Origin of the sequence: Actinomyces sp. HPA0247 (assembly GCA_000411415.1) — a bacterium.
In the GTDB taxonomy this organism is placed as follows: Bacteria; Actinomycetota; Actinomycetes; order Actinomycetales; family Actinomycetaceae; genus Pauljensenia.
The window spans coordinates 100,699-127,262 of the sequence record KE150452.1 but is presented as its reverse complement, the minus strand read 5'-3'; the positions used below and the strand labels follow the sequence as shown (position 1 = coordinate 127,262).

At 63.5% G+C, this 26,564-nt stretch carries 25 protein-coding genes and 1 tRNA gene; 15 read left to right on the top strand and 11 right to left on the bottom strand.

Going from position 1 to position 26,564, the window contains the following annotated elements; all coding sequences use genetic code 11:
* The 4 genes from HMPREF1478_RS08690 (at nucleotide 1) to HMPREF1478_RS08675 (ending at nucleotide 3,387) form a co-directional block, all read left to right on the top strand.
* Complete coding sequence (locus HMPREF1478_RS08690; protein ID WP_016461700.1) at nucleotides 1-1,191, top strand: phosphoglycerate kinase; 1,191 nt, start codon at nucleotides 1-3, stop codon at nucleotides 1,189-1,191.
* A gap of 3 nt (nucleotides 1,192-1,194) precedes the next feature.
* Entirely contained in the window at nucleotides 1,195-1,971 is a 777-nt protein-coding gene (gene tpiA, locus HMPREF1478_RS08685; protein ID WP_016461699.1) for a triose-phosphate isomerase, read from the top strand.
* Nucleotides 1,972-2,133: 162 nt separating this feature from the next.
* A complete protein-coding gene (secG, locus tag HMPREF1478_RS08680; protein WP_034475601.1) occupies nucleotides 2,134-2,379 on the top strand; it encodes a preprotein translocase subunit SecG in 246 nt (81 codons plus the stop codon).
* A gap of 6 nt (nucleotides 2,380-2,385) precedes the next feature.
* Complete coding sequence (locus HMPREF1478_RS08675) at nucleotides 2,386-3,387, top strand: YdcF family protein (protein ID WP_016461697.1); 1,002 nt, start codon at nucleotides 2,386-2,388, stop codon at nucleotides 3,385-3,387.
* An 8-nt stretch (nucleotides 3,388-3,395) separates the two neighbouring features.
* Here the strand turns inward: HMPREF1478_RS08675 and pgl are convergent, their stop codons facing one another.
* From pgl to tkt, 4 genes are all read right to left on the bottom strand, one after another.
* Nucleotides 3,396-4,139 (bottom strand): 6-phosphogluconolactonase, encoded by a 744-nt coding sequence (gene pgl / locus HMPREF1478_RS08670; protein WP_016461696.1) that lies wholly within the window; start codon nucleotides 4,137-4,139, stop codon nucleotides 3,396-3,398.
* 1 nt (nucleotide 4,140) lies between these two features.
* The gene (locus tag HMPREF1478_RS08665; protein ID WP_016461695.1) at nucleotides 4,141-5,082 is read right to left on the bottom strand and encodes a glucose-6-phosphate dehydrogenase assembly protein OpcA; all 942 of its coding nucleotides are present in this window, start codon (nucleotides 5,080-5,082) and stop codon (nucleotides 4,141-4,143) included.
* Entirely contained in the window at nucleotides 5,079-6,605 is a 1,527-nt protein-coding gene (gene zwf / locus HMPREF1478_RS08660; protein WP_016461694.1) for a glucose-6-phosphate dehydrogenase, read from the bottom strand. The genes HMPREF1478_RS08665 and zwf overlap by 4 nt, the downstream gene beginning before the upstream one ends.
* Nucleotides 6,606-6,771: 166 nt before the next feature.
* On the bottom strand, nucleotides 6,772-8,856 hold the full coding sequence (gene tkt / locus HMPREF1478_RS08655; RefSeq protein WP_198008392.1) for a transketolase: 2,085 nt from the start codon (nucleotides 8,854-8,856) through the stop codon (nucleotides 6,772-6,774).
* Between the two features lie 127 nt (nucleotides 8,857-8,983).
* On the opposite strand from tkt, the gene HMPREF1478_RS08650 reads away from it, so the two are divergent.
* The 7 genes from HMPREF1478_RS08650 to cmk are packed head-to-tail and all read left to right on the top strand — an operon-like array spanning nucleotide 8,984 to nucleotide 14,929.
* Nucleotides 8,984-9,931 carry a site-specific tyrosine recombinase XerD gene (locus HMPREF1478_RS08650; RefSeq protein ID WP_016461692.1) on the top strand — a complete coding sequence of 316 codons (948 nt, stop codon included), beginning with the start codon at nucleotides 8,984-8,986 and terminating at the stop codon, nucleotides 9,929-9,931.
* A gap of 17 nt (nucleotides 9,932-9,948) precedes the next feature.
* Nucleotides 9,949-10,812, top strand: a complete 864-nt coding sequence (locus HMPREF1478_RS08645) for a ParA family protein (RefSeq protein ID WP_016461691.1) — start codon at nucleotides 9,949-9,951, stop codon at nucleotides 10,810-10,812.
* Nucleotides 10,796-11,674 (top strand): segregation and condensation protein A, encoded by an 879-nt coding sequence (locus HMPREF1478_RS08640; RefSeq protein WP_016461690.1) that lies wholly within the window; start codon nucleotides 10,796-10,798, stop codon nucleotides 11,672-11,674. Before HMPREF1478_RS08645 ends, HMPREF1478_RS08640 begins: the two co-directional genes overlap by 17 nt.
* Complete coding sequence (gene scpB / locus HMPREF1478_RS08635) at nucleotides 11,667-12,227, top strand: SMC-Scp complex subunit ScpB (protein ID WP_016461689.1); 561 nt, start codon at nucleotides 11,667-11,669, stop codon at nucleotides 12,225-12,227. The genes HMPREF1478_RS08640 and scpB overlap by 8 nt, the downstream gene beginning before the upstream one ends.
* Complete coding sequence (locus HMPREF1478_RS08630) at nucleotides 12,224-12,973, top strand: pseudouridine synthase (protein ID WP_016461688.1); 750 nt, start codon at nucleotides 12,224-12,226, stop codon at nucleotides 12,971-12,973. The genes scpB and HMPREF1478_RS08630 overlap by 4 nt, the downstream gene beginning before the upstream one ends.
* Entirely contained in the window at nucleotides 12,970-14,184 is a 1,215-nt protein-coding gene (locus tag HMPREF1478_RS08625; RefSeq protein ID WP_016461687.1) for a prephenate dehydrogenase, read from the top strand. Before HMPREF1478_RS08630 ends, HMPREF1478_RS08625 begins: the two co-directional genes overlap by 4 nt.
* Nucleotides 14,185-14,197: 13 nt before the next feature.
* Nucleotides 14,198-14,929, top strand: coding sequence for a (d)CMP kinase (cmk, locus tag HMPREF1478_RS08620; protein WP_016461686.1), 732 nt, complete (start codon nucleotides 14,198-14,200; stop codon nucleotides 14,927-14,929).
* Nucleotides 14,930-14,991: 62 nt separating this feature from the next.
* Here the strand turns inward: cmk and HMPREF1478_RS08615 are convergent, their stop codons facing one another.
* Together HMPREF1478_RS08615 and HMPREF1478_RS10955 are read right to left on the bottom strand one after the other, a co-directional pair.
* On the bottom strand, nucleotides 14,992-15,765 hold the full coding sequence (locus HMPREF1478_RS08615; RefSeq protein ID WP_016461685.1) for a hypothetical protein: 774 nt from the start codon (nucleotides 15,763-15,765) through the stop codon (nucleotides 14,992-14,994).
* 183 nt (nucleotides 15,766-15,948) lie between these two features.
* Nucleotides 15,949-16,071 carry a hypothetical protein gene (locus tag HMPREF1478_RS10955; RefSeq protein WP_286127324.1) on the bottom strand — a complete coding sequence of 41 codons (123 nt, stop codon included), beginning with the start codon at nucleotides 16,069-16,071 and terminating at the stop codon, nucleotides 15,949-15,951.
* 651 nt (nucleotides 16,072-16,722) lie between these two features.
* Here HMPREF1478_RS10955 and HMPREF1478_RS08610 point away from each other — a divergent pair.
* Nucleotides 16,723-16,796 (top strand) — tRNA-Pro (locus HMPREF1478_RS08610).
* Nucleotides 16,797-17,277: 481 nt separating this feature from the next.
* Here HMPREF1478_RS08610 and HMPREF1478_RS08605 read toward each other — a convergent pair.
* The 5 genes from HMPREF1478_RS08605 to HMPREF1478_RS08585 form a co-directional block, all read right to left on the bottom strand.
* Nucleotides 17,278-18,072: a DUF421 domain-containing protein gene (locus HMPREF1478_RS08605; RefSeq protein WP_016461683.1), complete on the bottom strand. Its 795-nt coding sequence runs from the start codon at nucleotides 18,070-18,072 to the stop codon at nucleotides 17,278-17,280.
* A 46-nt stretch (nucleotides 18,073-18,118) separates the two neighbouring features.
* The gene (locus HMPREF1478_RS08600; RefSeq protein ID WP_016461682.1) at nucleotides 18,119-18,631 is read right to left on the bottom strand and encodes a PH domain-containing protein; all 513 of its coding nucleotides are present in this window, start codon (nucleotides 18,629-18,631) and stop codon (nucleotides 18,119-18,121) included.
* Between the two features lie 72 nt (nucleotides 18,632-18,703).
* Nucleotides 18,704-19,336 carry a DNA-3-methyladenine glycosylase I gene (locus HMPREF1478_RS08595; RefSeq protein WP_034475595.1) on the bottom strand — a complete coding sequence of 211 codons (633 nt, stop codon included), beginning with the start codon at nucleotides 19,334-19,336 and terminating at the stop codon, nucleotides 18,704-18,706.
* Nucleotides 19,337-19,518: 182 nt separating this feature from the next.
* Entirely contained in the window at nucleotides 19,519-21,072 is a 1,554-nt protein-coding gene (gene der / locus HMPREF1478_RS08590) for a ribosome biogenesis GTPase Der (protein WP_016461680.1), read from the bottom strand.
* Between the two features lie 79 nt (nucleotides 21,073-21,151).
* Complete coding sequence (locus HMPREF1478_RS08585) at nucleotides 21,152-22,732, bottom strand: UDP-N-acetylmuramoyl-L-alanyl-D-glutamate--2,6-diaminopimelate ligase (protein WP_034475591.1); 1,581 nt, start codon at nucleotides 22,730-22,732, stop codon at nucleotides 21,152-21,154.
* Nucleotides 22,733-22,804: 72 nt separating this feature from the next.
* Here HMPREF1478_RS08585 and pepN point away from each other — a divergent pair, with 72 nt between their 5' ends.
* From pepN to HMPREF1478_RS08570, 3 genes are read left to right on the top strand one after another with little or no spacing between them, the layout of a single operon-like run.
* Nucleotides 22,805-25,384 (top strand): aminopeptidase N, encoded by a 2,580-nt coding sequence (pepN, locus tag HMPREF1478_RS08580; RefSeq protein ID WP_016461678.1) that lies wholly within the window; start codon nucleotides 22,805-22,807, stop codon nucleotides 25,382-25,384.
* A complete protein-coding gene (locus tag HMPREF1478_RS08575; protein WP_016461677.1) occupies nucleotides 25,381-26,235 on the top strand; it encodes a DUF881 domain-containing protein in 855 nt (284 codons plus the stop codon). Before pepN ends, HMPREF1478_RS08575 begins: the two co-directional genes overlap by 4 nt.
* Nucleotides 26,232-26,564 (top strand): small basic family protein, encoded by a 333-nt coding sequence (locus HMPREF1478_RS08570; RefSeq protein WP_003796681.1) that lies wholly within the window; start codon nucleotides 26,232-26,234, stop codon nucleotides 26,562-26,564. The genes HMPREF1478_RS08575 and HMPREF1478_RS08570 overlap by 4 nt, the downstream gene beginning before the upstream one ends.

The following is a 26,564-nucleotide window of genomic DNA, read 5'->3' as shown; positions in this document are numbered from 1 at the left end:
GTGAGGACCATCTCCACCCTGGGCGACCTGCGCGGCAAGCGCGTCCTCGTCCGCTCCGACTTCAACGTTCCGCTCAAGGACGGCGTCATCACCGATGATGGCCGTATCCGCGCGGCCCTGCCGACCCTCAAGACCCTCACCGACGCTGGTGCCAAGGTCGTTATCATGGCCCACCTCGGCCGCCCCAAGGGCAAGGTCGACCCCGCCTTCTCGCTGGCCCCCGTCGCCAAGCGCCTCGCTGAGCTTTCCGGCGTGAAGGTCACGCTGGCCTCCGACGTCGTTGGCCCCTCCGCTGCCGAGACGGTCGCCGCTCTGGGTGATGGTGAGATCGCCCTGCTCGAAAACGTCCGTTTCGATCCCCGTGAGACCTCCAAGGTCGACGAGGAGCGCGAAGAGCTCGCCCGCGAGTACGCCAAGCTCGGCGACGCGTTCGTCTCCGACGGCTTCGGCGTCGTCCACCGCAAGCAGGCATCCGTCTACGACATCGCCAAGCTGCTGCCCTCGGCCGCCGGCCTGCTCGTCCTCAAGGAGATCGAGTCCCTGTCCAAGGTGACCGGCGACCCCGAGCGCCCCTACGGCGTCGTCCTCGGCGGCTCCAAGGTCTCCGACAAGCTCGGCGTCATCGCCAACCTGCTGAAGAAGGCCGACATGCTCTTCATCGGCGGCGGCATGGTCTTCACCTTCCTCGCCGCTCAGGGCTACTCGGTGGGCAAGTCCCTCCTGGAGGAAGACCAGATCGACACCGTTAAGGGCTACATCGCCGAGGCCGCCGAGCGCGGCGTCGACCTCGTCCTGCCCGTCGACGTCATCGTCGCCCCCGAGTTCGCGGCTGACGCGCCCGCGACCGTCGTCAAGGTCGACGCTATTCCTGATGACCAGATGGGTCTGGACATCGGCCCCGAGTCCGCGAAGCTCTTCGCTGACAAGCTCGCGACCGCCAAGACGGTGGCCTGGAACGGCCCCATGGGCGTCTTCGAATTCGACGCGTTCGCCGGCGGCACCCGCGCCGTCGCCGAAGCCCTGTCCAAGGGCTCCATGTTCTCCGTCATCGGCGGCGGCGACTCCGCCGCAGCCGTGCGCCTGCTCGGCTTCGACGAGAACACCTTCTCCCACATTTCCACTGGTGGTGGCGCCTCCCTCGAGCTCCTCGAGGGCAAGGTTCTGCCCGGTATTGCAGTTCTGGAGGACTGACTCATGGCACGCACCCCCCTGATGGCCGGCAACTGGAAGATGAACCTCGATCACCTCGAGGCCAACCACCTTGTCCAGGGCCTGGCGATGGCTCTGTCCGACGCTGGCCACGACTACTCCAAGTGCGAGGTCCTCGTGATCCCGCCGTTCACCGACATCCGCACCGTTCAGACCATCGTCGACGCCGATGATCTCCAGATCAAGTACGGCGCCCAGGACGTCTCGATCCACGACAACGGCGCCTACACCGGTGAAATCTCCACCGAGATGCTCACCAAGCTCGGCGTCACCTACGTGGTCATGGGCCACTCCGAGCGCCGCGAGTACCACGGTGAGTCCGACGAGCTCGTCGGCGCCAAGGCCCGCAAGGTCTTCGACGCTGGTATGACCCCGATCCTGTGCTGCGGCGAGGCCCTCGAGATCCGCAAGGCCGGCACCTACGTTGACTTCGTGCTCGGCCAGATCCGCGCCGCCCTCGCCGGCTGGAAGGCCGAAGAGGTCGCCAAGATCGTCATCGCTTACGAGCCCATCTGGGCCATCGGCACCGGCGAGACGGCATCCGCCGAGGATGCTCAGGAAGTGTGCGGCGCCATCCGCGCCGCCCTGGCCGAGGACTTCGGCGCCGAGACCGCCGAGTCCACCCGCATCCTCTACGGCGGCTCCGCCAAGCCCGGCAACATCAAGGAGCTCATGGCTCAGCCCGACGTCGACGGCGGTCTCGTCGGCGGCGCGTCGCTGAAGGCTGACTCCTTCGCCGCCATGGCGAACTTCTACGCCTGAGCAACGCTCGCGCGCCCGTACCATCCGGCCACCCGAGCCGGGTCGGAGCGGACGCGAGGTGGGGCCAACCGGTGTGCCGGTTGGCCCCACCGGCATTCTCGGATAATATAGGGTTGTATGTGCCTCGAGTCGGGGCGACCTGCGATAGAAACTGGATTGATTGTGACCATTCTGAACAATGTGCTGATCGTGCTGATCTTCCTGACCAGCATCCTGCTGACCCTGACCATTCTCATGCACAAGGGACAGGGCGGCGGCCTCTCAGACATGTTCGGTGGCGGTATTTCCTCGTCGGCAGGCTCCTCCGGTGTCGCCGAGCGTAACCTGAACCGCATTACGATGGGCACGCTGTTCATTTGGCTGGCATGCATCATCGGATACGTTCTTCTCGCGAAGTTCGGCGGCTGATCTGTCGTGATCGACATCGTGCTATGGCTCCCCACGCTCGTGTGGGGAGTCATTTTCATATGGTCGTACCGTCGCGAGCCTCGTCAGTTCCGCAACGCTTTCTTCTTCTTTTTCCTATGTGTGTCCGCTCTGGGAGCGTTGTCATTCCAGCTTGATCAGTGGTGGATCACACTTCCGATCGGCCTCGCTGTCGCTCTGGCACCATTCATCACCATTATTTTCATGCTCGTGAACGAGGTACAGTTGGTGCGCCGCGAAGGATTCTCGCTGTCGCACGCGCTGCCGCTGCTGTTTGCATGCGCGATTGTTGCCTGGTTCCTCGCGGTTCCGCTTGCGCTTGTCGTTGAAGCTCCCGGACTCGTCCTCGGCTTCCTATTTGCGCTGACGCTGTGCGGGGCTTGGTTTTTCCTGTCTTTTACTGCGCTGCTGCTGTATTCCTGGTTGTACCGCTCACTGCCGCGCAAGCGCCAGTATGAGTTCATCGTTATCCACGGAGCCGGGTTGAACGGCACGGATCTGACGCCGTTGTTGCGTGGGCGCGTCGATCGGGCTTACGAGCTATGGGTCAATCAAGGCAAAGAGGGTGTCTTTGTTCCGTCGGGCGGACGAGGAGCCGACGAAGAGATTTCTGAGGCCGAGGCCATGGCGCGGTACCTGCGCTCGCGTGGGGTTTCAGATTCGGCGATCGTCCTGGAGGATCGATCGACGACGACGTGGGAGAACCTGACGTATTCACGGGATCTGATCGCGCGCCTCAGTAACGGCACCCCGGAGCGAGTCGCGTTGGTGACGAGTGACTATCACGTGTTCCGCACTGCGATGTACGCACGCGCGGTGGGTTTCAGCGCGGATGGCCTGGGCTCAAAGACAGCGAGCTATTATTTTCCGACTGCCTTTATCCGTGAGTTCATTGCGATCTCGCGGCGCTACTGGTGGCCGTATGCACTTATCATGGGACTGTGGGCGCTGGCGATGGTCACCATCTACGCTCTATCTGCGGTGCGGTGAGCCCGTCGTTACGCCAGTTTGATGCCAGAGGCAGCCGCCTCGTCGAGGTAAACGTGCGTCGTCGGGGAGAGGATCCCTGCGACGGGTAGGTCGAGGGGCGATGCGCCGGACAACGCGCGGCCGAGGGCGTCGGCCTTTGCTGCACCGGCGGTCGTCAGCCATACCTCACCACACGCGCGCATAACGGGCATCGACACCGTGATGCGCTCAGGCGGGGGCTTGGGCGAGTTGCGTATCGCCAGGATGGGGGAGGCCTCGTCCATGTCGACGCGTCCCGGGAAGAGGGAGCAAATGTGCCCGTCGGGACCCATTCCGATCAGCGCAATATCGAAGGAATGATCGCCCATGAGTGAGCGCCAGGTCTGGGTAAACGCCGCGGTTGCATTGTCGAGAGAACCAGCGCCGGGTGCACACGTGTCGGCGGTCGGCATACGCACGAGGTCCACGCCGGTGGCCGCGTGAAAGAATCCTTCCCAGGCCTGCTCGTCGTTACGGTCCGCATCCCCGGCCGCAACGTAGCGCTCATCGACCAGCCATACGCGAATGCGCGACCAGTCAACCTCATCGACATGCGGTGCCAGCGAGGGGAGAAGGGACGTGGTGATAGCTCCGCCGGAAATGGCAACGTTGACCCGCACGTCGGTGTCGGCCTCGTCAATGAGCTGGCGCAGACGGGCGAAAAATGCGCGACCGACGGCCGCATTCAGCTCGTCGATAGTTGGAAAAACCTCGAGCGTGTGAACAGAAACCATGTCACTCGCCTTCAGAGGACAGAGCTAGCCGCGGCAGCTCCTCGGTGAGGAGCTCTCCGTAGTAGACGTCCGGATCGAGACGGCGCAGGTCTTCCATGAGCGAGTCCTGAACGGAGCGGCGTGCCAGGTTGACGCTTCGATCCTCGAGGCCCGGGCGTGAGAGGCATGCCACCGAGGAGGAGGCGCTGCGCGACAGGGACACAGTCGAGCCATCATCAAAGAAGAACGTGATGTCTGTGATCGTGAGGGCTCCGGGATCGACGACGCGCTCGACGGGTACGCCCAGCTGGTGGTGCAGCCACGCGGCAACGAGGAACGGCGAGGGGTGCGTCGCGTTACCCGCGACGCGGATCGAGGACGGCAGGCGATCAAAGTCTTCGGCGATGGCGGCTAGCAGCGCACGCCACAGCGTCACACCGGCCCACGCGAGATCGATGTCGCCGGGGGTGTAGACGGCCGACAGCGCGGACAGCGTCGCCATCGGGCATTCGGTCGCACGCGAATCGGTGATGCGCTTGACCGCGAGGCGGCCGAGTGGGTGCGTACCAGGATTTTGCGGCGGAGCCACCGGCCAGTAGGTGACGACAGGAGTGTCCGACTGGAGCAGTGGCATGACGAGCGAGTCAATGTTCGATGCTGCCTCGCCGCGCGGTTCCAGGATGATGATGTCGGACAATCCCGCCGCGTCGCCGACGCGAATCTGAGCGTTGAGGCGTGCGGTTCCTTCGGTGGACTCGGGCTCGACGATGACGATCACGCGGCAGGGGTGCTCGCGCGAGACCGCGTCGGATACATCGATCGCGTTGTCGACATCGATCAGGTCGGGCACGCAGATGAGCAGCGTGAGGACGCGGCTGAGGGCGGCCGATCCGCGCTCGTCACGCAGCTCGACGATGCGGGATGCGACCTCGGCGGACGTGGTGTTCTTCAGGGTGATGATCACGGGAGCCTCCAGAAACGGCCGTCGCGGGCCAACATGTCGTGCGCGGATTGGGGACCCCAGGTGCCGGGGGTGTAGGGCTCGGGCTGCCCCTGGGTTTCCCAGAAGGACAGGATCGGGTCGAGGATCTTCCACGAGGCCTCGACCTCGTGCTGGTGCGGGAACAGGGGAGCGGAACCGACGAGTGCGTCAAGGATGAGCCGCTCGTACGCCTCGGGGGAGTCCTCGGTGAACGCGTGACCGTAGGCGAAGTCCATGGTGACGTCGCGCACCTGCATCGAAGTGCCCGGAACCTTGGCGCCTAGCTTGAGGGTCAGGCCTTCGTCCGGTTGGACGCGGATAACGAGCGCATTCTGTGCGGATTCGCTGAGGGCCGAGCTGCCGAATGGCACGTGTGCCGAGCGCTTGAAGATCACCGCGATTTCGGTGACGCGCTTGCCGAGGCGCTTGCCTGCACGCAGATAGAAGGGCACGCCCGCCCAGCGGCGTGTGTCGACGAAAAGCTTGATCGCTGCAAAGGTCTCGGTTGTCGAGTCGGCGGGGATACCGTCCTCCTCGAGGTAACCGCGTACGCGGTCTCCTCCTTGCCAACCACCCGCGTACTGGCCGCGTGCGGTATCGATGGCTAGGTCATCGGGCAGGCGTACTGCGGAGAGAACTTTCTCCTTCTCGGCTCGGATTTCCTCGGGCGTGAAGCGCACGGGTTCCTCCATGGCGGTCAGCGCCATGAGCTGCAGCAGGTGGTTCTGAATGATGTCGCGGGCTGCGCCGATGCCGTCGTAGTAGCCAGCGCGCGTGCCGATGCCGATGTCCTCCGCCATCGTGATCTGGACGGAGTCGACGTAGTTTGCCTTCCACAGAGGCTCGAACATGGCGTTCGCGAAGCGCATGGCCATGATGTTCTGGACGGTTTCCTTGCCCAGGTAGTGGTCGATGCGGAAGACGTCCTTCTCGTCGAAGATCTGCGAGATCACGTCGGAAAGCTCGCGTGCCGACTCGAGGTCGTGTCCGAAGGGCTTCTCGATGATGACGCGTCGCCATTCGCGACCCTGTCGCTTGTTGAGGCCGGTGTCCGACAGGTGCTTGGCGACGACTGGGAAGTACGACGGAGGAATGGACAGATAGAAGGCGTGGTTGCCGCCGGTGCCGCGTGAGTGGTCGAGTTCGGCGACGGTCTCGGCGAGGCGACGGTAGGCTTCCGGATCGTCGAAGGTACCGGAGACGAAGCGCAGTCCGGAGCGCAGCTGGTTCCACGTGCCCTCGTTAAATCCGGTGCGGGTGTGCGCCTCGATGGACGCGCGCACGTATTCCTCGAAATCCTGCGGGCTCCAGTCGCGGCGCGCAAAGCCGGTCAGAGAAAACGCGGGGTGGAGGAGACCTCGGTTGGCGAGATCGTAGATCGCGGGGAGCAACTTCTTGCGGGCGAGGTCACCGGTGATACCGAAGATGACGAGGCCGCAGGGCGGTGAGATACGCGGAAGCCTGCGGTCCTGGGGGTCGCGCAGGGTGGGGATCTCGTTGGTCACGAGTAGTCTCCGTTCGCTCAAGGGTTGGGACAAGGCCGGGGCCCGAACGCGTCATCCTTAGGGTGAGCGCAGCGGGACCGAGGACCCACACATGTTTACGAGAATAGGGCTGCTGGCACGCCCTCGCGCGCCAGCAGCCCTATGTTCAGTTCAGTTGACTAAAAAGTCACGAACGAGCGGCCTCGATGGATTCCTTCGCAGCGGCGGCCACGTGCTCGGCATCGATGCCATACTCCTTGAAGAGGAGTTCGCCCGGCGCGGAGGCGCCGAAGTGCTCGATGGAGACGGCGCGGCCGGCGTCGCCGATCCAGCGGTACCACGGCAGAGCGATGCCGGCCTCGACAGAGACGCGGGCGCGCACCGACGGGGGCAGGACGGAGTCGCGGTATTCGCGGTCCTGGGCCTCGAACCAGTCGAGGCAGGGGACGGACACGACGCGGGCGGCCACGCCCTCGGCTGCCAGGGCCTCGCGTGCCTCAAGGGCGACGGAAACCTCGGAGCCGGAGGCCAGCAGGATCACGTCGGGTGTGCCCTCGGTGTCGGCCAGGACGTAGGCGCCGCGGGCGAGGTCCTCGGTGGTGGCCAGGCCGGTGCCTTCGCCGCGTGCGGGGTTGGGCAGGTTCTGGCGCGACAGGACGATGGCTGCCGGGTGGGACTGCTCGAGGATGGCCTTCCAGGATGCGGCCGTTTCAGCGGCGTCAGCGGGACGCACGACAGCGAAGTTCGGGATCGCACGGTAGGAGGCGAGGTGCTCGATCGGCTGGTGTGTCGGGCCGTCTTCGCCGACGCCGATGGAGTCGTGGGTCCACACGTAGGTGACCGGCAGGTCCATGAGGGCGGCGAGGCGCACAGCGCCGCGCATGAAGTCGGAGAACACGAAGAACGTGCCGCCGTACGCGCGGGTGAAGCCGTCGGCGGCGATGCCGTTGAGGGCCGCGCCCATCGCGAATTCGCGCACGCCGAAGTGGAGGTTACGGCCGAACTCGTTGCCGCTGAACGCCGACGAGGAACGGTGCGCGGGCAGGAACGAGGGCTCGCCCTTGAGGAACGTGTTGTTCGAACCGGCGAGGTCGGCGGAACCGCCCCACAGTTCGGGCAGCACCGGGGCGATCGCGTTGAGGACCTGGCCGGAGGCGGCGCGGGTCGCGATGGCCTTGCCCTCTTCGAAGGTCGGCAGCGCGGTCTCCCAGCCGTCGGGCAGGCGGCGTTCGAGGAGGCGCTCGAGCAGGGCGGCCTGTTCGGGGTGCGCGGCCTTCCACGCCTCAAAGCGCGCGTCCCAGTCCTTGCGGTACTCGGCTGCGCGAGCGGCGGCGCGGGCGCGAACCTCGTCCACGACTGCCGAATCGGCATCGAACATCTTCTCGGGATCGGCGCCCAGGGCCTCCTTCAGGCCCTTCAGGGCCTCGGAGCCGAGCTTGGAGCCGTGGATGCCACCGGTGTTCTGCTTGCCGGGGGTCGGCCAGCCAATGATGGTGCGCAGCGCGATGAGCGAGGGCTTCTTTGTTTCGGCCTTGGCGGCCTCGAGTGCGTCGTTCAGAGCCGCCGTGTTCTCCTCGTAGGAGCCGTCCTCGCCGAGCCAGTCGACGCGCTGGACGTGCCAGCCGTAGGCCTCGTAGCGGGCCAGGACATCCTCGGTGAAGGCGATCGAGGTGTTGTCCTCGATGGAGATGTGGTTGTCGTCCCAGATGACAGTGATGTTGCCGAGTTCCTGGGTGCCTGCCAGGGAGGAGGCCTCGGCGGAGACGCCCTCTTCGAAGCAGCCGTCGCCGGCGATGACGTAGACGTTGTGGTCGAAAACGGACTCACCGAGCGGAGTCTCGGGATCGAGCAGGCCGTGGAGGCGGCGGGCGTTCATGGCGAAGCCGACGGCGGACGCGATGCCGGTGCCCAGGGGGCCGGTGGTGATCTCGACGCCTTTGGTGTGGCCGTACTCGGGGTGGCCGGGGGTGAGGGAGCCGGCGGTACGCAGCGTCTTGATGTCGTCGAGTTCAAGACCGAAGCCGGAGAGGTAGAGCTGGACGTACTGGGTCAGCGAGGAGTGGCCGGCCGAGAGGATGAAACGGTCGCGTCCGATCCAGCGCGGGTCGGCAGGATCGACGTTCATGACCTTGTTGTAGAGGAGGTAGGCGGCGGGGGCGAGCGAGATCGCAGTACCGGGGTGGCCCGATCCTGCCTGCTCGACGGCGTCGGCGGCGAGGAGCTTAGCGGTCTTGACCGCTTCGTCATCAATGTGATCCCAGTGAAGTGACACGGTGGTCTCCAGGTGTTGGGCCCCAGCGTTGGGGCGGAAATGGTTTACCGCGTCACAGTCTAGCGAATATGTGCGAATGCCGATAGCGCTCACGCACATATGTTGCACAGTCGCTTACCCTGTCACCATGACGTCTCTGGAAGCTCTCGTCCGCGACTGGGTGGATTATCTGCGCGTTGAAAAGGGGGCATCCGCGCATACAGTTTCAAACTATCGCCGGGACGCCATCCGATACGCGTTTGACATGAAGGATCGCGGAAAAATTGATATTGGGGACGTCAGCGTGCGCGACATCGAGGACTACATGATGCGTCTGGCATCTGGAGCGGTCACGGGAACTCCTGCCGCCGCATCGTCCGTGGCACGTGCGTCGGCTGCGATCCGCGGGCTGCACAAGTACGCGCTGACCGAAGGAGTGGTCGCGACGGACGCGGCCGCTCAGCTGCATGCCCCGCGTCAGGGGCGTCATCTGCCCAAGGCTCTCTCCATCGATGAGGTCGGGCGTCTGCTCGATGCTGCTCACGCCGACGATTCACCGATCGGCCTCCGTGACGCGGCGCTGCTCGAGCTGCTGTACGCAACCGGGGCGCGCGTCTCTGAAGCGGTGTCCCTGAGCGCGGATGACCTCGATCTCGATGGCGACGTTCCCGTTGTGCGCCTGTTCGGCAAAGGGCGTAAAGAAAGGATCGTTCCGGTCGGTTCTTTCGCCGTCGACGCGCTCCACGCATACGGGGTGCGTGCTCGACCGGCTTTGGCAGCACGAGGCAGGGGAGAGACGGCATTCTTTCTGAACTCACGCGGTGGTGCGCTGTCGCGACAGAGCGCATGGACGGCTATCCGACGCGCGGCTCAGGCCGCTGATCTGGGGGATCGTGTTTCTCCGCATACGTTGCGGCATTCGTTCGCGACGCACCTGCTCGAGGGGGGCGCGAGCGTACGCGAGGTTCAGGAGCTTCTCGGGCATGCGTCGGTCGCAACGACGCAGATCTACACCCAGGTGACCGCACAAGCGCTGCGTGAGGTTTTCACCCTGTCGCACCCGCGGGCGCGTGGCACCGATGCATCCGCGCGGTGATGAATTAGGATGGGGGCGTGACCACGAACTCGCATCCTACGCTGACGCCAGACCTGCGCGAAGAGCCGGTCGATTTCCCTGTGCCCGCGCCGCTGTCGGGGCACGGTCCCGCTCGCGTGATCGCGATGTGCAATCAGAAGGGTGGCGTCGGCAAGACGACGACGACTATCAACTTGGGCGCCGCGCTGGCCGAGTACGGTCGACGGGTCTTGATCGTGGACTTCGATCCCCAGGGTGCCGCCTCCGTCGGCCTGGGCATTAATGCGCTCGACATGGAGCAGACGATCTACACGCTGCTCATGAACCCGAAGGCGGACGTCAAGGCGACGATCTGCCACACATCGACGGAAAACCTCGACATCATTCCAGCAAACATTGACCTGTCCGCGGCTGAAGTGCAGCTCGTCAATGAGGTGGCCCGCGAGAGCGCGCTGGCCCGCGTTCTGCGGCATGTCGAAGCCGATTACGATGTGGTTCTGATCGACTGTCAGCCGTCCCTCGGTTTGCTCGCGGTCAATGCCCTGACCGCGGCTCATGGAGTGATCGTCCCGGTGGAGGCGGAGTTCTTTGCACTGCGTGGCGTCGCGCTGCTCGTCGAGACCATCGAGACGGTGCGCGATCGCATCAATCCGCGTCTCAAGATTGACGGCATCGTCGCCACGATGGTTGACTCGCGCACGCTGCATTCGCGTGAGGTCCTCCAGCGCCTGCAGGAGGCATTCGGCGACCTCGTGTTCGATACGCGCATCGGCCGCACCATCAAGTTCCCGGACGCGTCTGTGGCGACCGAGCCGATCACCTCCTATGCTCCCAACCACGCGGGCGCACACGCCTACCGTCGACTCGCGCGGGAAGTCATTGCCCGTGGTGACGCGGCCTGAGAGTCTCGAGGTCCAGGGGGAGTTTGACCTTTTCGCGGTCTCGCTCCCGGTTTTTGAAGGCCCCTTCGATCTTCTCCTGTCGCTGATCGCCCGCAAAAAACTTGACATCACGGAGGTTGCACTCGCCCAGGTGACCGACGAGTTCATCGCTTTCATGCAGGCGTCTCCGGACTTATCTCGTACGACGGAGTTCCTGGTTGTGGCAGCGACACTGCTCGACATGAAGGCGTCTCACCTGCTGCCGGTTATCGACGAGGAGGAGAATACCTCGCTGGCCGATCTGGAGGCCCGTGATCTGCTCTTCTCCCGGCTCCTTCAGTATCGCGCGTTCAAGGAAGCAGCGAAATACCTTGATCAGCGGATGGGGGAGTACAGCTCGTACGTCGCCAGGGATGTGCCCCTGGAGGCGCATTTCGCAACGCTTCTTCCCGAGCTGCGTTGGTTGACAACGCCCGAGGACCTCGCTCGTCTCGCCGCCGATGCGTTATCTGCCGCAACGCCGACGGTGCAGGTCACTCACTTGCATGATCCCGTTGTGCCCGTGCGCGAGCAGGCACTCCTCGTCAGTGCGATGCTCGCGCAAGCGGGTTCTATGACCTTCCATGAACTCGTTGAGGATGCTGCCACGCGTGCCGTGGTCGTTTCGCGTTTCCTCGCCCTGCTTGAGCTCTATCGGCGAGGCGCCGTCGAGTTCGATCAGGAGAACGCGCTCGGGGCGCTCACGATTCACTGGACTGGCACACAGGGCCGCATCGATATCGACGTGGATGACTACTCGGGAGCGGGCGACGAAGATCCTGCCCGGGCCTCGTTGAACAGCGCCATACGATCTGACGGCGAAGGAGATAACGCTGATGAGTGAGCACTTGCTGCGCGGCCCCATCGAGGCAATCCTCATGGTGGCATCGGAGCCGGTTGACGCATCCGAGCTCGCCGACGTCCTCGGCGTCAGTGCTGACGATATTGAGGCCGAACTGCGCGCGCTTGCCTCTGAGTACCTGGGCGAGGGGCAGGATCGCCCGCGCGGTTTTGAGCTACGCGAGGTGGCGGGTGGCTGGCGCATCTATTCCGCTCGCGCATACGCCGACGTCGTCGGCCGCTTCGTCGTCGGATCGTCTCACGCCCGCCTGTCGCAGGCCGCCCTGGAAACGTTGGCCGTCATTGCCTACCGCCAGCCCATTTCACGGACTCGTATCTCCCGTATCCGCGGCGTCAACGTGGATGGTGTCGTACGCACCCTCATGGCTCGAGGCCTTGTAGAAGAGACGGGGCTGACACCCTCCGGTGCGCGCCTGTACGGGACGACCGGCGAATTTCTTGAGAAAATGGGATTAACGAGCCTGTCGGAGCTGGTACCGTTGGCACCCTACCTGCCAGACGCCGACGCGCTGGATGAATTGGAGGAAGAACTATGAGGGCTAACCCCTACACCGAGGGTGGAGTGCGCCTGCAGAAGGTGCTCGCCCAGGCCGGCGTCGCATCTAGGCGTGCGTCCGAACAGATGATCGCCGACGGTCGCGTGAGCGTGGACGGCACCGTTGTGCGCAGCCAGGGCGTGCGTGTCGACCCCGCGAAGCAGGTCATTCACGTGGATGGTGAGCGCCTGATCCTCGACGAGACCAAGCACATCGTCCTGGCGGTCAACAAGCCGATCGGCACCGTGTCGACGATGAGTGACCCGGAGGGCCGTCCCACGATCGCGGACCTCATCGCTGACTATCCGGAGCGTCTGTACCACGTCGGTCGCCTTGACATCGACACCTCCGGCCTCCTCCTGCTGACCAACGACGGTGAGCTGGCTAATCGCCTGACTCACCCGTCCTATGAGATTCGCAAGACCTACGTGGCGCGTTTGCACGGCGAGGTGAAGCCGGGCGTCAAGCGTGCCCTCATGAACGGAATTGAGCTGGAGGATGGTCCGATCAAGGTTGATTCCTTCCGCATCGTTGATACCTACGGCGACATCACGACCGTCGAGATTGTGGTGCATGAGGGTCGTAACCGCCTGGTGCGCCGCATGATGGAGGCCGTCGGATACCCGGTGCGTGAGCTCGTGCGCACCGGCTTCGGCCCCATCACGCTTGACCATCTCAAGCAGGGGACGACTCGACGCGTCAAGGGCAACGCACTGACTGCGCTGTACGGAGCCGTCGGACTGTGAGTGGCGAGAGCGGGGCGCTCGGGCAGCGAGTCGTATCGACTGTCGGTCCGGTCCTCATCATCGGCTCGGGTTTGCTCGGTGCGTCGCTTGGCCTCGCGCTGCGGGCCGGGGGAGTGCGCGTCTACCTGGAGGATGCTTCCCCCACGTCACTGCGCTTGGCCTGCGATGTCGGTGCGGGTGAGGCTTTTGGTGACGTTCTCGCCGAGGCCGGGGTGCGCCGCTCCGGGTGCGGTCTGGATCGCCCAGGCTACGAAGCCCCGCGTCTCGTCGTCGTCGCAACACCTCCGGATGTCGCCGACCGCATCATCGTCGAGTCGTTGCTGCGTTTCCCCGACGCGATTGTCACCGACGTGGCGTCGGTGAAGGATGCTGTCGTTGCCGATGTCCTCTCTGGCTTGCGCTCTGAGGGATGTCTTGACGCGGCGTCGCGCTACGTCGGCTCCCACCCGATGGCGGGTCGCGAGCGCAGCGGAGCCGGGGCTGCCGATGCGGACCTGTTCTACGGACGCCCGTGGGTGATCGTCGCTCACGAGACAACGTGGCCGCGCGCGGTGCTGACTGCACGAGCGTTGGCGACGGACGTTGGAGCCGTGCCGCTCGAGATGAACGCTGGAACGCACGATCATGCGGTTGCCCTCGTGTCGCATGTCCCGCAACTTGTGTCGTCGATGCTCGCCGCACGCCTTGTCGATGCTCCCGCCCAGGCTCTCGGCCTGGCCGGTCAGGGATTGCGTGACACTGCGCGTATCGCGGGCTCTGACCCTCGTCTCTGGACCGCCATCTTGGCGGGCAACGCAGGGCCCGTCGCATCGATTCTGCGCGATCTGAGAGGCGATCTTGATGACCTTCTCACGCACCTGGATGCTGCCGCCGACTTGGGGCCGCTACGCGGTGGGAGCGTTGGGGCCATCAACCGCGTTATGACCGCTGGTAACCAGGGGGTGTCCCGCATTCCCGGTAAGCACGGTGGTGCTCCGTCGCGCTATGCGGAGATTGAGGTTCTCATTCCCGACGAGCCTGGCGCGCTTGGGCGACTCTTTAGCGAGCTTGGCGAGTCTGGCATCAACATTGAGGACCTCGTCCTTGAACATTCGGCGGGCGCACAGGCTGGCGTTGCCCGTGTCATGATCGACCCCGCTGTTTCCGACCGCTGCGTCGCAGACCTGCAGGAGCGGGGCTGGCGACTCATCACCCACTCAACACCTCGATGAGGAGAATGCAGCAATGAACGACTCGATGCGCCAGGACGCCATTTCGCGCGTCGGTATCACGATCGCTATCGACGGCCCGGCGGGCTCTGGCAAGTCCACGGTCTCGAAGGCTCTGGCGGCCAGGCTTGGTATCGGATATCTCGACACGGGCGCGATGTACCGTGCGCTCACGTGGTACTGCCTGGATCGCGGCATCGATCTGGCTGACAAAGCCGCAGTTGCGGCTGCGGCACATGAGATGCCGCTGCGCTTGGTCTCTGACCCGTCGGATCCGCACGTGTGGGTGGGGGAGCGTGAGATCACTCAGGAGATCCGTGAACCGCGCATCGCGCTGGAGATCAAGCACGTGTCGACGAATCTTGACGTGCGTGCGTGGATGGCGGCGGAACAGCGCAGGCGCATGATGGAGGCCCGAGAGCAAGGCTCCGGGATGATTGCGGAGGGACGCGACATCACGACCGTGGTCTGCCCTGACGCTGACGTGCGTATCCTTCTACTCGCCGATCAAGAGGCGCGTCTACGCCGCCGCACGCTCGAACTCTATGGTGATGCGACCGAGGAACACATGGAGATTGTGCGCGCTCAGGTAGAGGGACGCGACAAGGCAGACTCCGCAGTATCAGAGTTCATGGTCGCGGCACCTGGCGTCGCCACTGTCGATTCCACGGGTCTCGATATCGAGGGTGTGTGCGAGGCTGTTCTCGCCTACGTCGATGAGGACCTGGTGCGCCGCGACGCTCAGTAATACGCGCACGTGAACATGAGTGTGCCCCGCACGATAGGTGCGGGGCACACTCATGTTTTGCGTCAGTAGCCCGGGTTGTTCTGTCCCTGCGAGATTTCTCCGGGGGGTTGCGTGCCGTAGCCATAGGTCGGTCCCTGGTTGGGCGCGGTGCCGTATGCTGGGCCTTGAGCTGTGGGCATGCCGTAGCCCTGTCCCTGTGCCGGATTGGTGCCGTAGCCATAGGTCGGCCCCTGGTTGGGCGCTGTGCCGTATGCCGGACCTTGTGCTGTGGGCATGCCGTAGCCCTGTCCCTGTGCCGGATTAGTACCGTACCCGTTGCCGGGGAACGATCCGGGTGAGCTCTGCCGTCCGGTGTAGGGATGCTTGTACGACCACGGCGGGCTGAATCCCGTATACCACGAGCGACCGGGGGCCTCGGTGCCTTGAGGATAGCCCGTGACACCGTACTGGGGGCCGTTGGCGCCGGTGTAGTTCGGCATGTCGTGGATATCCTTGCGTGCCCGTCGGTAGACGATCACCTGGATGATGCAGGCCGGTAACAAGATGACGAAGAAAACCCCGATCATGATGAGGACCGCGATGGCGGTCGCCCCTGATTCCGAACTCGTCGAGGTACTACGGCGTGCGGGAGCAACGGTGCTTGAAGTCACGCTAACTGGGGGAGTGCGGGGGACAGATGCCTCGTTGCGGTCGCTTGTGCCACCAAGTGCAGGCATGACGGTACTTGCGACGGTCGATGTGTGTGGTTCGGCAGACGCGTGCGTCGCAGGACCGATGAAAGCGGTCGTCGCGCAGGCGAGGGTGGCTCCGCAGATGAGGAGCCGATGAGACAGCATGTGGTGTTTCCTCCCAGCGTGATCTGGCGGTCCAGCGCGATGGAGCGGTATAGGACCCCGCCTAGTGTAGTGCGTGACGGAAGAATCGACGTGGACTCTGTCGCGTGGTGGATACTGACGACTCGAGTTGTGCGCGCGCACCCGCTTCGCAGATCGTCGAGCGGTCGAGGCAGACGCGAGACGTCAGTAGCCGTTTCCGTACGTGCCGTTTGTGCCGGTTGGCGGGTAGCCGCCCTGCTGATTGCCGTAGTAGTTGCCGTAGTCGCCCACCGGATAGCCGCCTCCCGCCTGCATCGGCGTGTTCATGGGAGCTCCGGTTTGTGGATACTGCGGGCTGCCATAGCTTCCGGCCGTGACGCCGTACTGCGGTCCACTGGGGCCGTTGTAATTCATCATCCGCGATTGCCGACCCCCGTTTTGGGAAGAAATGTATCGGAAAAGGTAATAGCCGCCGGCGAGCAAGGCAAAAATAATCAAGGAGATGAGGAGCGCTACCGGGTCATGGGAGGTCGTCCGTGAGCGGAAACGACGACGTGTTGGTGCTGGCGCCGATGAGCTTGCCTGCACTGCATGACCGGTAGTTGCAACGCTTGAGGGGGCGCTCTGAGTGGTCACGATGACTGAGCTTGCCTGTGCTGACGAGGCATCCCAGGTCCCAGCAGATGGTGCCGCGATACCCGTGAGAGCGAGTGCGAGGGAAGCTGAGATTGTCAGAAGGCGACGGGTAGCCATAAGGGGTACTCCCACGATGCTTGTTGTCGGTAGATAAGTATCAGTGTAATCGCGTAGACACGTCAGGACCGCTTGTTCCGTGTGGCGATACGTGCACGCAGTCTCAGAAGACGGGGTGCGTGTCCTCGTTCGGTGGCGGTGTGTCGTGGCGCACGCCTGTCGGCTTGCTTCCTGATCGCCGGGTGCGCTATAGTTCTACAGGTCGCCACGGCGACGAATTAAATACGGGCTGTGGCGCAGCTTGGTAGCGCACTTGACTGGGGGTCAAGGGGTCGTGGGTTCAAATCCCGCCAGCCCGACGAAAGAACCGTGAGGGTATGTCCCTCACGGTTTTTTGTCTGTCCGAACAGGTCTCGCCTGCATTGTTTGCGACGGAAGGGACCTCTGTCCTTAGTGGTGTGCGTGCCCACAATTTGTAACCGAAATGTGATCCACAATTAGTCGCATTTATTTCGCCCGGTAAAACGTGGTTTTCGGAATAGATCGGCCGATTTTCGCAGGTAGAGGATGGTCGTTCGATGTGCGTGGGCAATCACAAGTACTTCAACGCCTGGAGTAAACTGTTTCACAGGTCGAAGTCGTCAACGGGGATGATTTCGACCTGCTTACTTTCGTCGGGCGTGCTGTGGATACCTGACCGCGGGTGGCTTCCGTGTTTGTTCGTCAGCTGCCGCTTGTGAGTGCGCGGATGCGTGATCTTTCCTCTTCCGACGACGAACCCCGGCCTCGTTCGGGGTGGAACGAGGTCGGGGCTACGCTGCGTGCAGGGCTATACGACGATCATTCAGAGCCAGGAGTGGCCTTGTCCGTGCCAACCACGGCGAAGTCCTCGAGCGTGGGAGTCTGAGAATCGGGATTTTGAAACTCGGTCACTGTCGTCACCTCGTGGACGGCCGGATCCGAAACCGTCATCCCAGTTGTGTTCCCCGCTTGATCGACGATGTTGAGGCGGTTATCGGCGTCGAGCTCAACGATGAACAGGTCTTCGAGCTCACCAGCACCAGCTGAGGAGAGTTCACCGCGCAGCCATTCCTCATCGCGATGAGCCAGCTCGAGGTTGTCGGCCACCGCCTGACCGTTAGAGACCAGAACGTAGTTAACGCCGCCCTCGCCCTTGCGGCGCACAGTCAGGGAGCCGTTTGCTTCACGCTGAACGAGCTGGAGATCGTGGAGCGAGAAAATGCCCATCCCGCGCAGCTCAGCCAGAAACTCGACCGGGTCAAGCTTGTGATCAGTGCTGTCGAGCGCATCTTGGGTGAATCGTCCACCTTCGATAATCGTGTATGCCTTTCCCATGACGAGCGAGCGCGTCGACATGAATTTCGACGTTAGGTAATTGAGTCCGGAAACGATCGCGAAGGTGATGAGCAGGAAGCTGATGTACTCCGCAAATGAGATGGCGTGATTGTAGATGACGCCGCCGATAGTGCCACCGAGGATAAAGTTCCCGATAAAGTCGATCGGCGTCATCTGGACCGTCTGCTGCTTGCCCGTGAGGCGCAGGTGGAGGACGATCAGGATGATACCGATCAGGAGCTTAAAGACCGTCATTTCGAAACCGTGAATATCGAACATGACATCACTCTATCCGCAGGTGGGAACCTTTAGTCCCACAGTGTGATTAGCTCGTCGGATCTGCGTCGATTGCGCCCTGAATGTCGTGGAAGATCAGATTAGAAATCTCCACCTGCACCTTCTCAACCTTCGGCACGTCACGCAGGAGCAGCGGGTCGTCTGCGGAGGTCTGGAGGGCAAGCGTGCCGCAGCCGAAGATGCGGTCGTCGAAGTCCTTTTCGATTTGGATGTCGGAAATGCGCGTGAGGGGCAGATCGTGGCCGGTGCGCTTGATGACGCCCGTGCGGGTGATGACTCGCTTCGTCGTCACCGTGTAGGTCGTCGTTATCCACTTGATCCAGGGAACAAGGATGAGTGGAATCGACAGGAGGAGCACAGCGATCCAGATGGTCGCGAGTGCCCAGTAGCGCGCGTTCTCGGGGACGTAGAAGGAGCCAACTGCGGCGGCGATCACGAGGATGGACTCGACGATGATCGCGGGCAGCAGCTTCTTGATGTGAGTATGCATGTGGCGGACGACGATCTCGTCCTGGCTGAGAAGCTTCTGTGACAGTGCCATGGGACCATCATGCCAGATAGAGCCAGCCAGTGAGTATGTGCGAGTGATAGGTGTGCCTGCCGTGTTTCGATGCTAGACCGGGCGCCGATGCGTTCCGACGATGTCCGTGTTGACGATGCCGATCGCGGCCATGAGCGCGAGCATCGTGGTCGGACCGACGAATCGAAATCCTCTGCCTTTCAAGTCGGCGGCCAGAGCCTGCGACTCCGGCAGCTGCGTGGGCACCTCCTCCTGCGAGCGGGGACGCGGATCCTGGGGAGGACGGTAGGACCAGACGAGGTCACCGAGATGCGACGGACCGTTCGGATCGGCGTCGCCGCGCAGGGCGACTGTCGCACGGGCATTCGTTATCGCCGCCTCGATCTTCCGACGGTTGCGAATAATGCCCGGCTCGGTGAGGATGCGCTCGATGTCTGCGTTGTCGAACGCTGCGACACGATCGGGGATGAAACCTCGAAAAGCAGCGCGAAATGCGTTGCGTTTGGCCAGTACCGTGCGCCAGGAGAGCCCAGCCTGGAAGCCTTCCAAGACGAGGCACTCAAACACTCCGACCTCGTCGTGAACGGGGAGTCCCCATTCACGATCGTAATAGTCACGGATGAGTTCGTCGTGGGACGCCCACGTAGGACGTACGAGGCCATCGTTGCACCGTACGAGCCCATCGGGAAGGGGGAGGACAACAGGGCAGTGGTGTGAAGTAGTCATAACGCGATCCTGCTCCTCGGCGAGGGGTGCGTCAACGCGTCAGGGCAGACCTGTGGATACTCGCACGGATCAGTCATGGCCTGTGGATAACAGCGTAGACGGGCACAACTGGGCGCGACAGATAGCGGGGCGGGATACCACCGATGTGGTATCCCGCCCTTACTTGTGACCTGTCGTGAAGACTACTTGCGACGCCTCTCGCGCACACGCACCGAGATCTGGATCGGTGTCCCTGCGAAACCGAAGGTCTCACGCAGACGACGCTCGATGAAACGACGGTATCCGGGGTCGAGGAATCCGGTTGTGAAGAGGACGAAGCGCGGAGGTTTGCTCGACGCCTGTGTGCCAAAGAGGATACGAGGCTGCTTGCCGCCGCGAAGCGGGTGCGGATGAGCGGCGACGAGCTGACCGAGGAATGCATTGAGCTGCCCCGTGGGGATACGGGTCTCCCAGCCTTCGAGCGCAGTGTCCAGAGCACGCACGATGCGATTCGTGTGCCATCCCGTCTTAGCGGCGAGGTTGATGCGCGGCGCCCACTGGATCTGCACGAGCTCACGCTCAAGCTCGTTCTTAATCTCCTTTTGGCGCTCCTCATCGACGAGATCCCACTTATTCGTGACGACAACGAGAGCCCGTCCTGCATCGATCACCTGCTGAACGACGCGCACATCCTGCTCGGTGAGAGGGGCCGAGCCATCGATGAGGACCAGCGCGACCTCCGCCTTTTCGATAGCGGCCTGAGTGCGGATCGACGCATAGTAGTCGGCACCCGTCGTCCGGTGCATCTTTCGGCGGATGCCAGCGGTATCGACGAACCACCACGAGCGGCCATCCAGCTCGATGAGCTCGTCAACGGGGTCGCGAGTCGTACCTGCAAGCTCGTTGACGACGACGCGCTCGCCGCCGGCAAGGGCGTTAAGAAGAGACGACTTGCCGACGTTCGGCCGCCCCACTAGGGCAACGCGCCGCGGGCCGCCAGAGGGTAGCGCCGTGGCGACGGCAGACTCGGTGGGCAAGACCTCCATGACGACATCGAGGAGGTCGCCGGTACCCCGTCCGTGCAAAGCAGAAATGGGGTAGGGTTCGCCCAATCCGAGGCTCCACAGGTACGCAGCGTCTGCTTCCTGCAGCGGCGAGTCGACCTTATTCGCGGCGAGGATAATCGGCTTCTTCTTCGACCGAAGCATCTCGACGATGCGTTCATCGGAGGCGGTCACGCCGACGGTCGCATCAAGGACGAGCACGACAGCGTCCGCTAGGTCGACCGCAATCTCTGCCTGCTCAGCAACGGAACGGTCCAGACCTTTGACGTCAATCTCCCAGCCGCCTGTGTCGACAAGCGTGAAGTCGCGACCCGCCCATTCGGCCGGGTAGGAGACGCGATCTCGAGTCACGCCGGGCGTATCTTGCACAACGGCCTCGCGCCGTCCAAGAATACGGTTCACGAGCGTGGATTTTCCAACGTTTGGGCGACCGACGACAGCGAGAACGGGAAGCCCTGCGGCCACATCGCCTGCTTCCGCGAGCGCCGCTTCACCGGCCAGAAGCGCCAGGTCCTCCTCGTCGAGATCGAACTGATCGAGGTTCGCGCGCATGACGCGAGCACGCGCCTGCGTCTCCTCGTCGCTCAGGTCGAGCGCGAGAGACGAGGCCACGGCCTCGTCGGCACTGTCGTTCTTGAGGCCGTCCGCCTCGAATTCGGCGGGCGCGTCGGGCTGATTGTCAAAGTCATTCACCCGCCCAGTCTACGGCGTGGCGCGCCGCAAAGGCCCGATGGGAGCCCCGGCGGCGCGCCAGTTCACAGATAACGGTGCGTTACTCGTGCGCGCGCACGTCGCCTTCGAGGACCTCGGCGGCGACGGGAACGTCGTTGTAGCGGTGGTGGATCCCTTGGATCTCTTGATACCACTCAGCGCCCTTGCCTGTGATGATGACGGTGTCACCGGGCTGGGCAGCGAGGATAGCGCGGCGCACGGCGTCGCGTCGGCAGGTCGTGACCTCGGTGACGTCAGCCATGTCTGGGCGCACGGAGGCGATGCCTCGGAGGAGATAGTCGCGAATCGACTGGGGATCCTCGGTGCGTGGATTCTCATCCGTCACCCATAGGATGTCTGCCTCGCGGGCAGCGATTGCAGCGAGCTCCTCACGTTTTGAGGCATCGCGGTCGCCATCTGTGCCGAAGACGATGACAACGTTGCCCTCCGTGAGCTCACGTGTCGAGCGCAGCGTCCACTCGAGCGCCTCTGGCGTGTGCGCGTAATCGACGATCACGAGCGGTTGTCCACCCGGCGTGGGGTTGACCTTTTCCATGCGGCCGGGGATCTGGGGAGCATCCTCGATGGCGGAGATGACATCGGCGAGTTCGATGCCCAGGCTGACGGCGCTGACGATCGCGACGGCGGTGTTTTGGATATTGACCTCGCCGAGGATAGGCATCGCGACGCGATGGCCGACGCCCGACGGGTCGACGAGGGTGAAGACGGTGCGACCGATCGCCTTATCGGGCGTCACATCGCGAACCTGCCAGTCGGCGTCGTTGTCTGTCAGTGCGGACACCGTCGTCACCGGGACGGTGGCCTGCTGGGCGAGACGACGGCCCCACTCATCGTCGACGCACACGACGCCACGGCGAGAGTGCTCAGGAGTAAACAGCAGAGCCTTCGCCTGGAAGTAGTTCTCCATGTCGCCGTAGTAGTCGAGGTGGTCGTGCTGCAGGTTTGTGAAAGCCGCAACGTCGAAGACGATTCCGTCGACGCGGTGCAGCGAGAGAGCGTGAGCGGACAGCTCAATGACACCGGCTCCGCAACCGTACTCCTCGGTGGCTGCCAGGAAACGGGCGATGACGGGGGCCTCGGCGGTCGTACGGACGGCCTCGAACGAAATTGGGCCGACGTGCGTTTCTACGGTGCCGCACAGTGAGGCGTTGGGGAAACGTGACGCGATGGCTGCGCGCATCAGATACGAGGTTGTGGTCTTGCCGTTCGTGCCCGTGACGGCCATCGTCGTCAGACGCGTCGCAGGGGATGCGTAAACGTTGGCACACAGCTGCGGAACGACTCCTCGCGGGTCGGCCACCTGCACGACGGGCACGCCCAGGCCTCGTTCACACGCCTGCGTGCGCCCATCCTCATCCGTGAGAATCACGCTTGCCCCGGCCTCGATCGCCGCGTGAGCGAAACGGATGCCGTGTTGCTTGAGGCCGGGAATCGCGACGAACAGCCAGTCCGGCTCGCAGTCGTCGGAGGACACGGTGATGCCGCGAAGGCGCAGCGCCGAGTCCGCAATCGACGCGCGGCTGCCATCAGGGGCGAAAAATCCGTGGATCTCCAGGCCCGACAGTGCGGTCGCTAGTGACACGGGGGCAACCGTGGGGCGAATATCAATCACTGAAGTCATGTCCCTACTGTAGTTCGTCGCTGCGGCGGCGCGCGCCACACGGAGCGGCCGTGACACAGTAGGATAGGTGTCATGCAGATTTTGACACGCAACGAAGCAACACATCGCGCTGCCCATCTACACGTCTCAGCCATCGACGTCGTGGTCGATATCCGAGCCGCCCAGGACACGACGATTCCCACCTATCCTGTGACGTCGACGCTGACGATGACGTCGGACGAGGAGCGCACCTTCATCGACATCGTGGGTGATGTCACCGAGGTGCTTCTCAATGGTCACCCTCACCCGTTCGAGGATGACGAAGACCGAGTCTGGGTCGCTGGACTTCCTGTAGGGGAGCCCATCACCCTGGAGGTGCGCGCCCTCGCGCGCTACTCGCGCAGTGGTGAAGGCCTGCACCGCTACACCGATCCCGAGGACGGCGAGGTTTACCTCTACACCCAATTTGAGCCCAACGATGCTCACCGCGCATGGCCGTGCGTTGACCAGCCGGATGTGAAGCCTGAATGGACATTCCACGTCATCGCACCGGCGGGCTGGGTTGTCTCCTCCAACGGGATTGAGACAGGCGTTGAGTCCGTGGACGAGATGGGCGCGCTCCGCCATGACTTTACGGCGACCCGCCCGCTCTCCAGCTACATCACGGCGATCGTTGCTGGCCCGTGGGCGGTCATCGAGGGAGGCACCTGGAGCGGTGGCGCGTCGGATGGCGGGCATGCTGAGCTGGCGCTGCGACTCCTGTGCCGTCGTACGCTTGCGCGTTACCTCGACTCCGATGATGTCTTCGAGGTGACCCGCGCCGGACTCGACTTCTACCATGCGCGCTACGGCGTCACGTTCCCGTGGGGGTCCTACGACCAGGTCTACGTGCCCGAATACAACCTGGGCGCGATGGAAAACCCGGGCTGCATCACCTTCAACGAGAACTACATTTCGCGTTCGGCACCCACGTTCTCCGAGCGTCAGCGCCGCGCGAACACGACGCTCCACGAGATGTGCCACATGTGGTTCGGAGACCTCGCCACACCCTCGTGGTGGGACGACCTGTGGCTGAAGGAATCATTCGCGGAAAACCAGGGGGCCAGCGCTATCGCAACCGCCACGCGGTACGTGGGTGAATGGGCGAACTTTGCGATGAACCGTAAGATCTGGGCCTACACGCAGGACCAGATGCCGACCACGCACCCGATCGCCGCAGATATTCCGGACGTCGCAGCTGCAAAGACAAACTTCGACGGAATCACATACGCCAAGGGCGCGTCCGTTCTCAAGCAGCTGGTTGCCTGGGTCGGTGAGGATGCCTTCTACGAGGGAGCGCGCCGCTACTTCGCCGAGCACCAGTTCGGTGCGACCAACCTGCAGGACCTCCTGGTTGCGCTTGAGGGAGCCTCACGCCAGGAACTGTCCTCCTGGAAGAACGCGTGGCTGGAGACCTCTGGTCCGTCGACGCTGTCCGCTTCGTGGACGACGGATGCAGTTGGTGCGATCACAGACTTCACACTGCATCAGAGTGGCGAGGCCTGTGGGGGAGTTCTGCGCCCCCACCGCGTCACGCTGTCCACGTGGCGCGTCGCTGCCAGTGCTCTTGAACGTACGCACAGCTTCGACGTGCGCATCGAGGGGGAACAGGCCCCGATCGATCCCGATGGAGTCCTTGCAGTTCCCGGTGGCGCCGCCTCCGCTGACCTTGTCGTCATCAACGATGACGACCTGACCTACGCGATCTCGCGCCTGGATGAGCGTTCGACAGACGTCGCGCTGACCTACGTGGCGTCGATCGATGTTGCGCTCACGCGTGCGGTCATCTGGGCGTCGTTGTGGAACGCGGTTCGCGACGGCTTGCTCGACCCGCGTCGCTTCATCGTCGCTGTCCTCACGGCTGTCCCCGCGGAGACTGAGCCAGCCATCCGCGACCGTCTGCTTCTCTTCGTCGCCGAAGCGATCTCGTCATTCCTGCCGGGTAGCCTGCGCACAGACGTGCACGATCAGGTCCTGGCGACCACGATCCGGCTGTCTCGCGAGACAGAAGATGCTGATGCCTGGCGCTCCTACACGCGTGCCTTTATCGCCGAGTTTGCGGCACGCGGTGGCGATGAGTACGAAGCGACGGTGCGCGGCTTTGCGGCCAGCGATAACCCCGACATTGCCTGGCGTGCGCGCCGAGCGTTGGCGGCACGAGGCCTCGTCGATGCTGGCGCGGTCGAGGCGTGGCGCAGCGCCGACGGCTCGGGCGAAGCAGCGCGTATGAGCGTCGAAGCGCTCGCCTCCCTGCCCATTGAAGAAGCTCGTTCCCACGCGTGGGACTCGGTCTACTCAGAGACCCTCTCAAACGATTTCCTAACGGCGACGCTCGCCGGTCTGCAGGCCTCGTCGTGGGATGGCGAGACAGGTATTGAGGCCGCCGTCGATCGTCTGCGTTCCTACTGGGAATCCCACACGATTGGAATGGCACTGCGCTACGCCAATGGGGTGCTTGCGTACGGACTCGATATCGATCGAGACGGCAGCGTCGAGCGCTCGGTGGGTCTGCTGCGCTCCTGGCTCGACACGAATGACGATGCGCCCGCGCAGCTGCGCCGCATTGTCATCGAGCATCTCGATGCTTTCGAGCGTGACGAGCGCGTGCAGCGCCGTTGGAAGCAGGACCAGTGACACACAGGGGACATCGAGGCGACGCGGCGGGGGAGGCAGTGCAGGCCACCCAGGCCGTCCCTGTCGACCCTGCTGCCTCGATGTCCCTCCTGAACTCCCTGCTCGCCAATCCTCTCGATGCCGGCTACGAGCACTATCGCGCCGATCATGGTTCGAGGCCGGCGAGCCTCGCCGGCAAGATCGGTGTGTTTGCGGTTGCCGTCGCACTCGGTTTCGGGTCGATCGTTGCGACCTCATCGCTGCGCGCGCCGGCAGGGGACGTGAAGTCCGATCTCAAGACTCAGGCATCCCAGCGTTCGGCGACCGTCGAAGCCTTGAATGACGACGTGCAGTCGCTGGGACGCGCCATCGATCAGTACTCCCAATCAGGCTCGGGCGCAGCCTCCGACCCAGCGCAGGACATGGTGACCGCAACGACCCCGGTACACGGCCCCGGTATCACCGTCACGCTCACGGATCGCAGCGGTCCCGGCAAGGGGAGTGGAACTGTGCGCGACCAGGATCTCGCAATGGTCGTCAACGCCCTGTGGGCTGCCGGCGCTGACGCTATCTCCATCAACGGCCAACGGATCGGCCCCGACACATTCGTACGCACAGCCGGTTCCGCCATCCTCGTCAACGTCACCCCCGTGTCCTCGCCCTATGAGGTCCGCGCGATTGGCGACTCGAACGCTCTGTCCGTCTCTCTCGTACGGGGTGCCACGGGTGACTACCTGTCGGCTGCGCAGTCGGTGACCGGTATGACCGTCTCTTCGAAAGTCTCCGACAACATCACAATGGAGGCGCTCACGCTCACGGACTCCCACTACGCAACACCGGTGGGGGCATCCAACGAAGGAGGTTCTTCATGATTGCCGTCATCGGCTTGATCATCGGCATTGTCCTTGGTGTGCTTCTCGATCCGACGGTGCCAGCGTGGCTTGCCCCGTTCCTGCCCGTAGCCGTTGTTGCGGGTCTCGACGCTCTTTTCGGCGCCGGGCGGGCATGGCTTGAAGGCCGCTTCGCCGACAGAGTATTCGTCACATCCTTTTTCTGGAATGTTGTCGTGGCCTGCCTCCTTGTGTTTCTGGGGACACAGCTCGGTGTTGGCTCGGCAATGACGACGGCAGTTGTTGTCGTTCTTGGCATTCGTATTTTCTCCAACACGGCATCGATTCGCCGCCTACTGCTGAAGGCTTGA

Bases quoted from the DNA above. Each gene is read 5' to 3' on its own strand.
- tpiA (WP_016461699.1), top strand. From the start codon at position 1,195: ATGGCACGCACCCCCCTGATGGCCGGCAACTGGAAGATGAACCTCGAT.
- pgl (WP_016461696.1), bottom strand. From the start codon at position 4,139: ATGGTTTCTGTTCACACGCTCGAGGTTTTTCCAACTATCGACGAGCTG.
- HMPREF1478_RS08650 (WP_016461692.1), top strand. From the start codon at position 8,984: ATGACGTCTCTGGAAGCTCTCGTCCGCGACTGGGTGGATTATCTGCGC.
- scpB (WP_016461689.1), top strand. From the start codon at position 11,667: ATGAGTGAGCACTTGCTGCGCGGCCCCATCGAGGCAATCCTCATGGTG.
- HMPREF1478_RS08630 (WP_016461688.1), top strand. From the start codon at position 12,224: ATGAGGGCTAACCCCTACACCGAGGGTGGAGTGCGCCTGCAGAAGGTG.
- cmk (WP_016461686.1), top strand. From the start codon at position 14,198: ATGAACGACTCGATGCGCCAGGACGCCATTTCGCGCGTCGGTATCACG.
- HMPREF1478_RS08615 (WP_016461685.1), bottom strand. From the start codon at position 15,765: ATGCTGTCTCATCGGCTCCTCATCTGCGGAGCCACCCTCGCCTGCGCG.
- HMPREF1478_RS10955 (WP_286127324.1), bottom strand. From the start codon at position 16,071: ATGAACACGCCGATGCAGGCGGGAGGCGGCTATCCGGTGGGCGACTAC.
- HMPREF1478_RS08605 (WP_016461683.1), bottom strand. From the start codon at position 18,072: ATGTTCGATATTCACGGTTTCGAAATGACGGTCTTTAAGCTCCTGATC.
- HMPREF1478_RS08600 (WP_016461682.1), bottom strand. From the start codon at position 18,631: ATGGCACTGTCACAGAAGCTTCTCAGCCAGGACGAGATCGTCGTCCGC.
- HMPREF1478_RS08595 (WP_034475595.1), bottom strand. From the start codon at position 19,336: ATGACTACTTCACACCACTGCCCTGTTGTCCTCCCCCTTCCCGATGGG.
- HMPREF1478_RS08585 (WP_034475591.1), bottom strand. From the start codon at position 22,732: ATGACTTCAGTGATTGATATTCGCCCCACGGTTGCCCCCGTGTCACTA.
- pepN (WP_016461678.1), top strand. From the start codon at position 22,805: ATGCAGATTTTGACACGCAACGAAGCAACACATCGCGCTGCCCATCTA.
- HMPREF1478_RS08570 (WP_003796681.1), top strand. From the start codon at position 26,232: ATGATTGCCGTCATCGGCTTGATCATCGGCATTGTCCTTGGTGTGCTT.